This window comes from Mesorhizobium sp. M0909, from assembly GCF_040319515.1.
Classification (GTDB): Bacteria; Pseudomonadota; Alphaproteobacteria; order Rhizobiales; family Rhizobiaceae; genus Mesorhizobium.
The window spans coordinates 252095-265363 of sequence record NZ_JAMYOA010000006.1 but is presented as its reverse complement, the minus strand read 5'-3'; the positions used below and the strand labels follow the sequence as shown (position 1 = coordinate 265363).

General features: G+C 62.8%; 14 protein-coding genes. 5 read left to right on the top strand and 9 right to left on the bottom strand.

Annotated elements, in window-relative coordinates; translation table 11 throughout:
• Positions 1-29: 29 nt before the first annotated feature.
• The 6 genes from NKH83_RS12085 to NKH83_RS12060 all read right to left on the bottom strand — a co-directional run bounded on the left by NKH83_RS12085 (position 30) and on the right by NKH83_RS12060 (position 6032).
• Positions 30-866 (bottom strand): GNAT family N-acetyltransferase, encoded by an 837-nt coding sequence (locus NKH83_RS12085; protein WP_352804518.1) that lies wholly within the window; start codon positions 864-866, stop codon positions 30-32.
• 6 nt (positions 867-872) lie between these two features.
• Entirely contained in the window at positions 873-1613 is a 741-nt protein-coding gene (locus NKH83_RS12080) for an aspartate/glutamate racemase family protein (RefSeq protein ID WP_352804515.1), read from the bottom strand.
• A gap of 2 nt (positions 1614-1615) precedes the next feature.
• Entirely contained in the window at positions 1616-2434 is an 819-nt protein-coding gene (locus tag NKH83_RS12075; protein WP_352804512.1) for an ABC transporter permease, read from the bottom strand.
• Positions 2435-2438: 4 nt separating this feature from the next.
• Entirely contained in the window at positions 2439-3347 is a 909-nt protein-coding gene (locus tag NKH83_RS12070) for an ABC transporter permease (RefSeq protein ID WP_352804509.1), read from the bottom strand.
• Between the two features lie 254 nt (positions 3348-3601).
• Positions 3602-4891: an ABC transporter substrate-binding protein gene (locus NKH83_RS12065; protein ID WP_254818764.1), complete on the bottom strand. Its 1290-nt coding sequence runs from the start codon at positions 4889-4891 to the stop codon at positions 3602-3604.
• A gap of 52 nt (positions 4892-4943) precedes the next feature.
• Positions 4944-6032 (bottom strand): ABC transporter ATP-binding protein, encoded by a 1089-nt coding sequence (locus NKH83_RS12060; RefSeq protein ID WP_352804505.1) that lies wholly within the window; start codon positions 6030-6032, stop codon positions 4944-4946.
• Between the two features lie 258 nt (positions 6033-6290).
• Here NKH83_RS12060 and NKH83_RS12055 point away from each other — a divergent pair, with 258 nt between their 5' ends.
• Positions 6291-7004: a GntR family transcriptional regulator gene (locus NKH83_RS12055; RefSeq protein ID WP_352804502.1), complete on the top strand. Its 714-nt coding sequence runs from the start codon at positions 6291-6293 to the stop codon at positions 7002-7004.
• Between the two features lie 7 nt (positions 7005-7011).
• Here NKH83_RS12055 and NKH83_RS12050 read toward each other — a convergent pair whose 3' ends face one another.
• The gene (locus NKH83_RS12050) at positions 7012-8109 is read right to left on the bottom strand and encodes a lactonase family protein (protein ID WP_352804499.1); all 1098 of its coding nucleotides are present in this window, start codon (positions 8107-8109) and stop codon (positions 7012-7014) included.
• 190 nt (positions 8110-8299) lie between these two features.
• Here NKH83_RS12050 and NKH83_RS12045 point away from each other — a divergent pair, with 190 nt between their 5' ends.
• The 4 genes from NKH83_RS12045 to NKH83_RS12030 are packed head-to-tail and all read left to right on the top strand — an operon-like array spanning position 8300 to position 11433.
• Positions 8300-8851, top strand: a complete 552-nt coding sequence (locus NKH83_RS12045; protein WP_352660477.1) for a MaoC family dehydratase — start codon at positions 8300-8302, stop codon at positions 8849-8851.
• A gap of 3 nt (positions 8852-8854) precedes the next feature.
• Complete coding sequence (locus NKH83_RS12040) at positions 8855-10015, top strand: CaiB/BaiF CoA transferase family protein (RefSeq protein ID WP_352804496.1); 1161 nt, start codon at positions 8855-8857, stop codon at positions 10013-10015.
• A gap of 20 nt (positions 10016-10035) precedes the next feature.
• Positions 10036-11178: an ABC transporter substrate-binding protein gene (locus NKH83_RS12035; RefSeq protein ID WP_352804747.1), complete on the top strand. Its 1143-nt coding sequence runs from the start codon at positions 10036-10038 to the stop codon at positions 11176-11178.
• A 21-nt stretch (positions 11179-11199) separates the two neighbouring features.
• Positions 11200-11433, top strand: coding sequence for a hypothetical protein (locus NKH83_RS12030; RefSeq protein ID WP_352804494.1), 234 nt, complete (start codon positions 11200-11202; stop codon positions 11431-11433).
• A 66-nt stretch (positions 11434-11499) separates the two neighbouring features.
• Here NKH83_RS12030 and NKH83_RS12025 read toward each other — a convergent pair whose 3' ends face one another.
• Together NKH83_RS12025 and NKH83_RS12020 are read right to left on the bottom strand one after the other, a co-directional pair.
• A complete protein-coding gene (locus NKH83_RS12025) occupies positions 11500-12336 on the bottom strand; it encodes an amidohydrolase family protein (RefSeq protein ID WP_352804491.1) in 837 nt (278 codons plus the stop codon).
• A gap of 67 nt (positions 12337-12403) precedes the next feature.
• On the bottom strand, positions 12404-13192 hold the full coding sequence (locus NKH83_RS12020) for an IclR family transcriptional regulator (protein ID WP_352451570.1): 789 nt from the start codon (positions 13190-13192) through the stop codon (positions 12404-12406).
• Positions 13193-13269: the final 77 nt, after the last annotated feature.

Sequence of the window (13269 nt, the reverse complement as noted above, 5' to 3'; positions counted from 1 at the left end):
TGCGCGCTCAGAAGCCGACTTGCACCGTCTCAACCAAGCTCCAAGGTCGTTATCGCATAGACACCGGACTGCGTGAGCTGCGGCGCGCTTCCCTTGTACATTCGAGCCGTTTCGAAGCCCGGTTGAAGACCTGCGGATGACAGCAAATCTGCAAATTGCCCGCTGGTTTCGGGAACGTCGAGATGGACGTTTCCGGGGCCGCACATCTGCGCAAGCGTGGCGAAGAGACGGCTTGCCGTGTCCAGATTGTCGGCAAAGAGCGGGCCGACCTTGCAGCCGTCGCGGCATCGGCGTGCGACGCCGTATCCCGCAATGGCGCCGTGCTTGACGACCGCAAGCGCTGAGTGCGGTGGGCGCAGCCAGTGTTCCAGGAAGGACTGTCTCGGGCCGGGAAAGAAGCGGCGGTCATAGTCCAGTATGTCCGGCACGAGGTCCGGCCCTATTGCGCAAATGTCACTGCCGACGGCTGCCGGAACATCCGGCAATCCGACGAACCGGATCGTCCGGTAGGCAGGTGCAAAACCCATGCTGCGGTAGTTGGCCTGCTGTTCGACGACGCCGTCGAGTCCGATCGTGCGGTTGCCGAGCCGCGCCATGCCGGCATCCCAGACCGCTTTGCCATGACCTTGGCCACGCCTGTCCGGCCGGCAGATGTAGAGGCCGATGAAGCCGAAATCGTCGCCGTAGGCCACTGCTGAAATACCAGCCACCATCTCGCCATCGACAAAGGCGCCGATGAAGCCCTGCGGGTCCGCTGCCTGGAACAGAGCGGCATCGTTGAGGCCGGGATTCCAGCCTTCCGCCGCCGCCCAATCGACAAGGGTTTCCACCTCTTCAAGTGCGAGTGTTCGGATCGTTCTGAGCATTTGCGATCACTCGGCGGCACCAGGCGCGAAGGACTTCAACGCGCCATGATAGGGCTTTGCCAATGGGCTTGCATAGGCGCCGCGCTTGGATGTCGTCAGGCCAAGCGCGATCAAGGCCTCGGCCTGCTTGACCGCGGCACCGACCCCGTCGATGACCGGAAGGCCGAATTCCGGCTGCAGCGCCGCCGCCAGATCGGCCATGCCGGCACAGCCGAGCACGATCGCCTCTGCGCGATCCTCGTCGATGGCGCGCGCAATCTCGTTGCGCAGTTTGAGCAGTGCATCCGACGCCGGATCTTCGAGGGCAAGGACCGGAATGTCGGCAGCGCGCACGCGTGCCCGCCGCGCCATGCCATAGCGCTGCACCAGGCCTTCGACCGGCACGCGCGAACGCCCGGTGGTGGTGACGACGGTGAAGCGCTGGGCGATGAACGAGGCCGTGCTGAGCGATGCCTCGCAGATGCCGATGACCGGAATGTTGGCCATGGCGCGCGCGGCATCGAGGCCGGTGTCGTCGAAACAGGCGACGATCGCGGCCTGTGCGCCCAAGCGCTCACCGGTGGCGATCTCGACCAGCAGGCCGGGAACGGCAAGCGCTTCATCGTAATAGCCTTCGATCGACACCGGGCCCATCGTAGAGGTAACGGCAACAATCTTCGTCGATTGAGCAGCGACCGATCGGGCGGCGACCGCGATAGTCTCGGTCATGCTGGCGGTGGTGTTCGGATTGACGACGAGGATCTGCACTGTCAGGCACGCTCGCGGCGGCGGCCGACATAGACGATCGCGCCGAGCGTCAGCAAGATCACCAGGAACGAAAACACGGTCGTCACGGTGCCTAGCGCATAGAGCACCGGCGTCGTGACATTCGTCGTCATGCCGTAGATTTCGAGCGGCAGCGTGTTGAAGGTGCCCGACGTCATCAGCGTGCGAGCAAACTCGTCATAAGAGAGGGTAAACCCAAACAGGCCGACGCCGATCAGGCTGGGTGCGATCATCGGCAGGACGACATGCGCGAAGGTTTGCCACGACGATGCTCCGAGATCGCGCGCGGCTTCCTCGTAGGCCGGCGAGAACCGGTTGAAGACAGCAAACATAATCAGCACGCCGAAAGGCAAGGTCCAGGTCAGATGGGCGCCGAAAGCCGACGTGTACCAGGCGGGGCGGAAGCCGATCTGCTGGAAGACGACGCCAATGCCGAGACTGATGATGATCGAGGGCACGACCAGGCTGGCGACGGCCAGATAGAACAGTGCGGTTGCGCCGCGAAATTTCTGCCGGAAGGCAAGGCCGGCGAGCAGCGACACGGCGACCGTGACGACCATCACCATCAGGCCAAGGACGAGCGAGCGCTTGAAGCTGCCGCCGAAGTCGCCGACCGCCTGGCGCTCGAACAGGTTGGCAAACCAGTGCAGCGAGACGCCGTTCAGCGGAAATGTCAGACCGCCGTTCTCGCCCTGGAAGGAAAGGATCAGGATCGCCGAAAGCGGGCCGTAGAGGAACAGCACGAAAACCGCGAAGAACGCCGCCAGCACATAGAATTCGAGGGTGCGCTTGTCGTGGCTCAAAGTCTCACAGCTCCTTGCGAATGTCGACGATGCGCAGGATGCCCGCGACCATCAGCAGGACCAGTACCAGGAGCACGACCGCGTTGGCAGCGGCCGCCGGATACTGCAGCAGCGACATCTGGTTCTTCATCATCAGCGCGACGGAGGCGCTCTGGCCGCCGGACATCACCTGCACCGTCGAAAAGTCGGCCATCACCAGCGTGACGACGAAGATGGTGCCGATCGCCATGCCGGGCTTGGCAAGCGGGATGATGACGTTCCACAGAACCTGCCAGCCGGAAGCGCCGGCGTCGCGCGCGGCCTCGATCAACGACTTGTCGATGCGCATCAGCGTGTTGAAGATCGGCGTCACCATGAACAGCGTGTAGAGATGCACCATGGCCAGCACCACGGCGAATTCGGAATAGAGCAGCCATTCGATCGGCTTCGGGACCAGTCCCATCTGCACCAGCGTCGAGTTGACCAGGCCATTGCGGCCAAGCACCGGAATCCACGAGATCATGCGAATGATGTTGGAGGTCAGGAACGGCACCGTGCAGACCAGGAACAGCACCATCTGCATGGCCGTGGTCCTGATATGGAAGGCAAGGAAATAGGCGACCCAGAAACCGATGAACAGCGTCAGCGCCCAGACGATGGCGGCGTATTTCAGCGTATTTAGATAGGTCTTCCAGGTAACCCACGAGCCGAGCGTGTCGGCGTAGTTGGTGGTCAGGAAATCCGGGTACATCGCCGCGAAATCGTAGTCCCAGAATGAGACCACGGCGATCATCAGGATCGGCAGCAGGAGGAACGCGCCGAGGATCAGCGCCAGCGGTGCCGCCTGGAGATAGGGTGCGACGCCGGCAAAGGGGCGCCTACGTCTGGCAGGCTTTGTGGCAATGGTTGCTGGCTGATCGAGTGCCACTGTCATCTGGAACAGCCCTGGGGTGTCGCAAAGGGCCGATAGTCCGGCACGCCGTGATCCTTCCCACCCCCCTCTGTCCTGCCGGACATCTCCCCCGCAAGGGGGGAGATCGGCAATTTGGCTGCTAGCTCTCCTCTTGAAGCATTGGAGATTGGCGAAATCAGAGATGACGGCGCAATCTCCCCCCTTGCGGGGGAGATGTCCGGCAGGACAGAGGGGGGTGGGAAGGAATGAGGCATCTCAGTTGTTGCCCGGCTGCATCAAGCAGCGATGAACTCGTTCCAGCGCTTCACCATGTAACGGTCCTCGTCCATGACCGAGTTCCAGCAGGCGACCTTGCCCATGCGCTCTTCGAACGAGCCGCCGTCACGCACGGCGCCGGCCTTTTCCATGACCTTGCCGTCCGGCGACAGGATGTCGCCCTTTGCCGGCTTGCCTTCGATCCAGTAGCCCCACTCGTCCTCGGACATGAACTTCTTGGCCGACACCATGTTGGCCGAGTAGTAGCCCTGGCGATTGAGATAGCCGCCCACCCAGCCTGACGTGTACCAGTTGATGTATTCATAGGCGGCGTCGAGTTTGGCGCCGGAGAGATGGGCTGCCAGGCCAAGCCCGCCACCCCAGGAGCGGTAGCCTTCCTTGAGCGGCTGGAAGCGGCACGCGATGCCCTTGGAGCGGACTGCGGCCACGGCCGGCGACCACATCGACTGGATTACCACTTCGCCTGAAGCCATCAGGTTGACGCTTTCGTCGAAGGATTTCCAGAAGGCGCGGAACTGGCCGGCTTGCTTGGCTTTGATCAGGAAGTCGATCGTCTTATCGATCTCCTCTTTGGTCATGTTGCCCTTGTCGGCGTATTTGATGTTGCCCGTTGCCTCCATGATCATCGCCGCATCCATGATGCCGATCGACGGGATGTTGAGGATGGCGGTCTTGCCCTTGAAGGCCGGATCCATGATGTCGGCCCAGGTGGTGATATCGCGGCCGACGAGGTCGGGGCGGATGCCCAGCGTATCGGCATTGTAGATCGTCGGCACCATGGTGAACCAATTGGTCGGCGCCTTGGCGAAAACTTTGCTGTCCTGCGCCTCGACGTAACCGACCGTATGCGGCGCGGTGCCCTGGGCAATGACGCTGTCCGGCGTCAGCTTGCCGGTTTTGAACAGCGGCACCAGTTCGTCGTAATATTTCAGCTTGCTGACATCCATCGGCTGCAGGACGCCTGTCGGGAACACCTTCTTGCAGATCCAGTATTCGATGTCGGCGATGTCGTAGCTGTCGGGCTGCGTCACGGCGCGCTGCGCGGCGGCGTCGGAATCGGTTGCCGTCATCTCCAGCGTGATGCCGAGATCGGCTTTGCACTTGTCGGCGATGGCGTTGAGATTGGACACGCCGGTACCGAACTGGCGCAGCGTGATGTTCGATTGCGCCCAGATGGTCGGAAAGCCTGATATGGCGCCGGAACCGGCGGCGAAACCGACGGCGGCGGCACCTGTCTTGAGCAGCGAACGTCGCGATATTCCAGTCTTCTTGTCGGTGGTTTTGGTCATGTTCAGTTCCCCTGTTTTGGTTGGTTATGGTTTTGGTTGGTTATGCTGGGTTTCAGGAATCGAGACGGCCAAGGACGATCGCGTCCTCGGCGTCCCAGGCGATCGGCACGGCGTCGCCGACGGCAACCGGCCTGGCGAAGAAGCTGGTGTCGTCGACGATCACCGTGAAATCCTCGATGCCGGCGCCATTGACCAAGAGCTTCACGGTCGAACCGCGATACTCGACGTTTGCAATGATGCCGGTGAAACCGAACCCGGCTGCCGGCGGCTCGCCGATGCGCACGTGGTCGGTGCGAATGGCGATGTCGATGGGCTCCCCGGTCTCCCTGCCCTGCCCGCTGGCGGCGAGCGCGACGCCGCCGGGCACGTCGAAAACGACCATGCCGTCGCGATTACCGGTGACGCGGCCGGAGATGACATTGTGGTCGCCCATGAAACGAGCGACGAAGGCGGTGGCCGGCCGCTCGAACACCGTGCGCGGGTGCGCCGCCTGCTCGATTCGGCCGTCGTTCATCACCACGATCAGGTCGGCCAGCGCCATCGCCTCTTCCTGACTGTGGGTGACGTGGACGAAAGTGATGCCGAGCGATGTCTGCAGCTTCTTCAGTTCGGCCCGCATGCGTATCTTCAGGAACGGATCGAGCGCCGAAAGCGGTTCGTCGAGCAACAGCGCCTCGGGATCGGTGATCAATGCGCGGGCGAGAGCAACGCGCTGCTGCTGCCCGCCGGAAAGCTGCGCCGGACGACGGCTGGCATAGGCCTCCATCTGCATCAGCTTCAGCATGTCGAGTGCCTTGGCGCGGCGCTCTTCCTTGCCGACGCCCTTCATCTTCAGGCTGAAGGCGACATTGTCGATCAGGTCGAGATGCGGAAACAGCGCGTAGGACTGGAACATCATGGCGGTGCCGCGCCTGGCCGGCGGCAGGTCGGTAACCACTGTGTTGCCGAGACGCACGTCGCCGCTCGATATGCTCTCGTGCCCGGCGATCATGCGCAGCGTCGAGGTCTTGCCACAGCCGGACGGACCGAGCAGGCAGCAATAGGTTCCCGCAGGGATTTTCAGGCTGATGCCTTCGACGGCAGTCGTCGCGCCATAGACTTTCGAAACGGACACAATGTCGATTTCGGCGGCTTTGGACATCCAGCTTCCCCTTTGGTCGGATTAGCCAAAGCATCATGCGTGCCAGTTGCGCACCGCCGCACCAACCGACTGAATCCTCGAAGAAATCAGGGCCGCCTCAATATGGCTGCCGATACGGCATCCTTGTGCAATGCACAAATTATAGGCGATTGCCGCCGATCCTCGCAAAAATCGTATGCAATCTTTTTCGTTCCTGTATTCACTTTGTCTCTCGTCCAAGCGATGCGATTCAGGATAGAAGAAGGCAGGACCACTGCCATGAACATTGCCGACCAGACTACCCCTGCTATCGAGGCCGCCAACGAGGATCGCGCGCAGGCGATCCGCGACCAGTTGCGCGACGCGATCGTCGATCGCCGGCTGGCGCCAGGAACCAAGCTTTCCGAAGGCGAAGTCGGCACGCTGTTCGATGTCAGCCGCACCGTGGCGCGCGCCGCACTGCAGATGCTTTCCTTCGAGGGATTGGTGCGCACCGAGCGCAATCGCGGCGCCTTCGTCGCCAATCCGTCGCCGGAGGAAGCGCGGCAAGTCTTTGCTTCGCGCCGGCTCATCGAACCCGGCATCGCGACTGCCGCAGCCGGGCGGATGACGCCGGCGCATGTCGCCGCGTTCAAGGCCCAGCTCGACGAAGAAGGCCGTTTCATCGCCGAACGCGGACCGAACGCAAGGCGATCGGAGATCAAGGCGTCGGGGGATTTTCACCTGCTTCTGGCGTCGGTCGCGGGAAACGTCATCCTGCAGCGCTTCATGGAGGAATTGGTCGCTCGTTCATCGCTGGTGATCGCACTCTATGGCCGCTCGGGTATCTCGAGCTGCGGCCACAACGAACACACGCAGATCCTCGAAGCGCTGGAAAATGGCAATGCCGAACGCGGCAGCGCCCTGATGCTGCACCACATCGACCATATCGAGGCCGACCTCGATTTGCGCGTCAGGAGCGGCCCGGCACTCAGGCAGGCGCTCGAGTTCTGAGGTCACTTCAATGCACGATTCTCACGCACATCGGCGTGCCGATGCCGATGGATCGGCCGGTATCGGTCAGCCGGCCGGTTGCGGCATCACGGGCGAAAATCGAGATGCGGTCGGCATTCTGGTTGGCCGAGAACAGATGGCCGCCCGAAGGCGTCAGGGCCAGATTGCGCGGCGTGGCGCCCCCGCAAGGCGTATAGCCCACAAGGGTAAGCCTGCCGTTTTGCTGGTCGACCGAAAACACCGCGATGCTATTATGGCCGCGGTTGGAGCCATAGAGGAAGCGGCCGTCGGGCGAGATCTGGATGTCGGCGCAGTGATTGCCGTCGCGTGCCTCGGGCGGCACCGCCGGCTTACTGCCGATCACCGCAAGCTTGCCTGATCCGTCTTCCAGCGCTAGCGAGACGACCGTCGAGTCCAGCTCGTTCATGACGAACACGAAGCGCCCGTCCGGATGCAGCGCGAGATGGCGCGGACCAGCCCCCGACGCAAGCGCCGATTCGGCGAGCTTCGTCAGACTGCCGTCTGAGCCGATGCGATAGGACACCAGCTGGTCGATGCCGAGGTCGGCGACGATCGCCATGCCGCCGGCAACCGTCTCGGTTACGCTATGGGCGTGCGGCCGCTCCTGGCGTGCGGGGTCTGGTCCGGTCCCGCTATGGGCGACGCTCGACAACGGTGCGGTCAGGCCGCCATCCTCGCGCAGCCCCAAGACCACGACCGAGCGATCGGGGCCGCCCTCGCCCATGCCGTAATTGGCGACCAGCAGCTTGGTCCCGTCGCGCGTGAGGGTGTTATGCGCCGTGATGCTGCCCAGCGTCGGCTGCTTGTTGATGTAGGACAGCGTGGCGGTCTGCCTGTCGAAACGGTAGGCCGAGACAACACCTTCGCGCCAGGTGAACACTTCGGAATTGGCGTAGACGTGGGAGCCGTCCGGCGTCACCGACAGGAAGGTCGGATTGTCGATGTCTTCCGTCTCGGCCAGTTTCTTTGTCTCCAGTGTCCCCTCGTCGAAACTGTAGACGCCCAGCCCGACGCCGCGCGCGCCCTGAAAATATGGGGCGTCGCGATTGAGGCTGCCGACGAAAACCAGACAGGCATTCTGCATCACTTCCTCCCATGTTCCGCCGGCATGGGCCGCGACGGAGCCGCCAAAATTTCGCCGAGACTCGCTTGCAACACAACCCCATATGTGAAAATACTATTCACAAAAGAAGATTGACGGGAGGATCGATCATGCATTTCGCTGGTCTGCGGCGCGCCCTGATGGACGATTCCCGCTCCCAGAGGAAGTCGTCATGAGCGGCTTCGCGCCAACCGTGGGCGTGGCATCTACACACCCCGCCAACATGCCTAGGGATCACGCCGACCTTCCCGTCTGGAACGCGGAGAACTGGTTCTACGAAGACTGGCCGGTCGGCCAGAAGATCCGCTCGCTGCGACGGACCATTGCCGAGGGCGACAGCCATCTCTTCAACACGCTCGTGCTCGACATCCATCCATACGTGCAGGACCAGATGTTCGCCGAAACAGAAGGCATCTTCGGCAAGCGCCTGGTCGCCGGCGCCTTCGTGTTCTCGGCCGGGCTCGGCCTCGTTGCCACCAACTGCATCAACGCTTTTTCCTATGGCTACGACAAATTGCGCTTCATCAAGCCGGTGTTCATCGGCGACACGATCTATTCGATCCGCTCCAATCTCGACAAGAAACCCAAATACAAGGAGATGGGGCTGATCCGCGCCAGCTATGAAGTCTTCAAAGGTGAAGGAGAGCTTGTGCTTTATTGCGAGCACCTGCAGACGGTGAAGTACCGCAATCCGGCCGATTTCGCCGGCAAGACGGAGAAATAGGCAATGGCTGCCATTGCCGAACTGCCGCTGACCGGGCTCATCGTTGTGGATATGAGCCAGTTCTTGTCCGGCCCCTACTGCTCGCTCAGACTGCTCGACCTCGGCGCTCGCGTCATCAAGATCGAACGGCCGGATGGCGGCGACCTGTCGCGCCGTCTCTATCTCAGCGACACCGAGATCGGCGGCGATTCCACTATCTTCCACGCGATCAACCGCGCCAAGGAAAGCTTTGCCATCGACTTGAAGGACGAGGCCGACCTTGCGGCACTGCGCGGCCTGCTGGCCAGGGCTGACGTGCTGATCCAGAACTTCAGACCCGGCGTCATCGAACGACTGGGCTTCGATTATGACGCGGTGCGCAAGATCAATCCGCGCCTGGTCTACGCCTCGATCAGCGGCTACGGCGAGGAAGGCCCATGGGTGAAGCGGCCCGGGCAGGATCTTCTGGCGCAGGCCCGCTCCGGCGTTATGTGGCTGAACGGCGACGAGGACCAGGGGCCGGTGCCCTTCGGCCTGGCGATCGCCGACATGCTGGCGGGTTCGGCCGCCGCGCAAGGCGTCCTCGCCGCACTGGTGCGGCGTGGTGTGACCGGCAAGGGCAGCCATGTCGAGACCAGCCTGCTCGAAGCGCTGGTCGACTTCCAGTTCGAGGTGCTGACCACGCATCTCAATGATGGGCGCCGGCTGCCGCGGCGGTCGAGCTTCCGCAGCGCGCACGCCTATCTGTCGGCGCCCTACGGCGTCTATCCGGCCAAGGACGGCTATCTGGCGATCGCCATGACGCCGATCTCGAAACTCGCCGATCTCCTCGGGCTCGAGGAACTTGCGCCCTACCGCGATCAGCCGTCGACCTGGTTCACTGCCCGCGACGAGATCAAGGCGATCATCGCGCAAAAAATCGCGACGAAAACGGTCGACGAGTGGCTTGCTATCCTCGAGCCTGCCGACATCTGGTGCGCCAAGGTTTTGACCTGGCCGGAAATGATGGCCAGCGAAGGCTTCCAGGTTCTCGACATGTTGCAGACGGTGACGCGCGAGGATGACGTTTCGATCCTTACCACGCGCTCGCCGCTCAGGGTCGACGGCATCCGCGCCAAGGTCGAGCGGGCCGCGCCACGCATCGGCGAGCACAGCGCAAAAATCCGCGCGGAGTTCGGGCTGTGAGCGACGTCATGCTCAAAGGCATGACCTGGAGCCATCCGCGCGGCTATGACCCGATGGTCGCCTGTTCGGCGCTGTGGAAGGAACGGACCGGCGTCACTATCGAATGGGACAAGCGCTCGCTGCAGGATTTCGAATCCTTCCCGGTCGAGGAACTGGCCCGCGCCTATGATCTGATCGTCATCGACCATCCGCATGTCGGCCAGATCACCGCCGAGAACTGCCTGACGCCGCTCGATGTCGCCGGCCGGGAAGCCGAACGTAAAGCACTTACGGCGGGCAGCGTGGGCCGGTCCTATGCCAGCTACAACTGGCAGGGCCGGCAGTGGGCGTTTCCGATCGACGCGGCCAGCCAGGTGCAGGCATGGCGCCCCGACATGCTCTCGGCTGCACCGGCGAGCTGGGCCGATGCGCTCGATCTGGCGCGGCAGGGCCGCGTATTGTTGCCGCTCAGGCCGCCGCATTCGCTGATGGTGTTCTACACGCTCGCCGGCAATCTCGGCCGGCCCGCCGGTGAAGGCCCGGGCGACCATGTGGATCCTGCAACGGGCAAGCAGGTTTTCGAGATGATGCGCGAGATCGCGGGGCTCGTCGACCCGGCCTGTCTTGGCATGGATCCGATCGCGGTTCTTGAGCAAATGGCCGGATCGGGATCGCGGATCGCCTGTGCGCCGCTGATCTATGGCTATGTCTCCTATGCCATCGCCGGATTCCGGCCCAGCCGCGTTGTTTTCGCCGATATCCCTGCTGCGGGCAATGTCGGTCCCAAAGGCTCGGCGCTCGGCGGGACCGGCATCGCCGTGTCGGCCTTTTCGAAGGCCAGGCGGGCCGCCATCGACTTCGCTTACTGGATCGCCAGCGGTGACGTGCAGCGCGGCCCTTATGCCTCGGCCGGCGGCCAGCCCGGCCATGCGGCAGCCTGGGCGGATGCCGCCGTCAATGCCGCCAGCGGCAATTTCTACAAGGACACCCGAGCCACGCTCGAAGGTGCCTGGGTCAGGCCGCGGCACGACGGCTACATGGCCTTCCAGCAGGCGGCGTCAGATCGCATCAATTTTGGCCTGAGCGAAAGGAACAATGCCGCTCGCGTCGTTGCCGATCTCAATCGCCTGTTTCGGGAGTGCCTTTCGAGGCAGGTGTCCGGCGTTGCCGGCGGAGAAGCCTGAAACAACCGAACAGAGGAGAACATGAACAGGCTGATCCGCGGCCTTATGGCCGCAACCGCACTTGCATCGCTCACGACCATAGCCTGCGCTCAAGACGTTTCGGGCGTGATTGCTGGATTGCCGACCGAACTGAAGGCGCAATATGACGGCGCACCGCAGAAGGTGCTGCCGTGGGCCTGGGCGGCACTTGGCCTGGTCATCGTGCTCCTGGTTTCGCTCTACGGTCGCGAGCGGCACGTATCGGCGACCATCTGAGGCCGTCTATTCGTTTTAGCCGCATTTGTGCGACGCCAAGTAATTCCAACTTGGCTGCAAAATGCTCTACAAACTCCACAGCCGCTTGGCGTTGCCGGAGAGCAGCTTTTGCCGTTCATCGGCGCTGGTGCCGGCAAGCAGCGCGTGCGTTGCCGCCACCCAGGTCGCAAGCCCGCCGCCGAGCGTGCAGACCGGCCAGTCGCTGCCCCAGACGACGCGATCCCAGCCGAAGCATTCGATGGTGTGCTCGACATAGGAACGCAGCGTTTCGACAGTCCAGGATCCGGCATCCGCATAGGCGACCACACCGGAAATTTTGCCGGCGACGTTCGGGCGCCGCGCGATCTCCGCCATGTGCTCGCGCCAGGGGTGCTCGGCACCGCCCTTGATGTCGGGCACGCCGCAATGGTCGAGCACGAACTGGACATCCGGCGCGAGGTCGGCGAGTGCGATCGCCTTGGGGATCTGGTGCGGCAGGACGACGAGGTCGAAGGTCAGGCCGGTGCCGGCAAGCCGCTTGACGTTTTCACGAAACAGCGCGCCTTCCGACAGTTCATCCGGCATGACGTGCAGCACACGCCGAAAGCCCTTGACGAAAGGATCGGCGCGCTGGCGCTCGAGATAGCCGGCAAAGCCCGGCTCTTCCGGACGGCAGGAGGCGATTGCACCGCGTAGCAGGCTGCCCTTCTGCTGCGACAGCGTTTTCACATGGCTGGTCTCGGCCTCGATGTCGGCAGGATCGACATCGACCTCCATGTGCAATGCGCCCTCGATGCCGGCGCGGCGGGCCTGGACTGCATATTCGTCGTAGGAGAAATCGCGGTTGAGCGCTGGCACGCCGGCCAGCCAGGGATAGCGCAGCGCGGACTGGTCGATCAGGTGCAGATGAGTGTCAAAGATCATGGTGGCGCGCTCCTCCTTGGCGACTTCGCGATCATCTCACGGAGAAATTCTTCATTCAAATAAGAATTCATCGCGATTGCTTGACGGTCGATCCCGCCAGTTGGGACAGCTTTTCGGTCGCTGCCAGCAGCAGCTCAATCGTCCTCGTAATGTCGGGCGCCTTGGGTGCGTTGACCAGGGTTATGTAGGGGATCGACAGCGCAGCGATTGCCCTGCCGTCCGAGCCAAGAACCGGTGTCGACAGGTTGAAGACACCGGCGGTCTGCATCGATGCCATCATCTCGTAGCCGCGTTCCCGGATCTGGTCGAGGCGGGCAAAGAACTCCGGCGATTGCGGCGGCTTGTCGGTGCTGCGCAGATGTTCTGAGATCATCATCTGCCGCTCTTCCGGCGGGCGGAACGCCAGCAGCACATGGCCGGAGCCGGTGTCGAACAGGCTGATATGCGAACCGACGCGGATCGAGATGCCCCAGTAATCCGGCGCTTCCTGCTGGGCAATCACCACGGCGGAGCCGCGATCGAAGACGACCAGCTGATTTGCCTGCTGTGTGGTCTCGGCCAGCTCGCGCATCAGCGGCGTCGCATAGGAAACCAGCCGTCGCACCGGCGCGTGCAGCTGCGCCAGACCAAACAGCTTGAGCGTCAGCGAGTAACGGTCACCATCCGGCCGCGTGACATAGCCGCGCCGCACCAGCCGGTCCAGCATGCGATAGAACTCGTTCGGGCTGCGGTCGAGCTTCTTGGCGATTTCCGCCTGCGTCAGGCCGCCATCGACACCGGCCAGCAGCTCGAGGATGTCGAGCCCCTTGTCCAGCGCTGGGGCTCGATAGCGGTCGTCTTCCTCGTCCTCTGCCATTCCGCCTCTCCAGTGAATTGCATTTTTCATATACGCATAACGGTATTGCTTCCGAAAGAACTTTCGGCTTGACGATC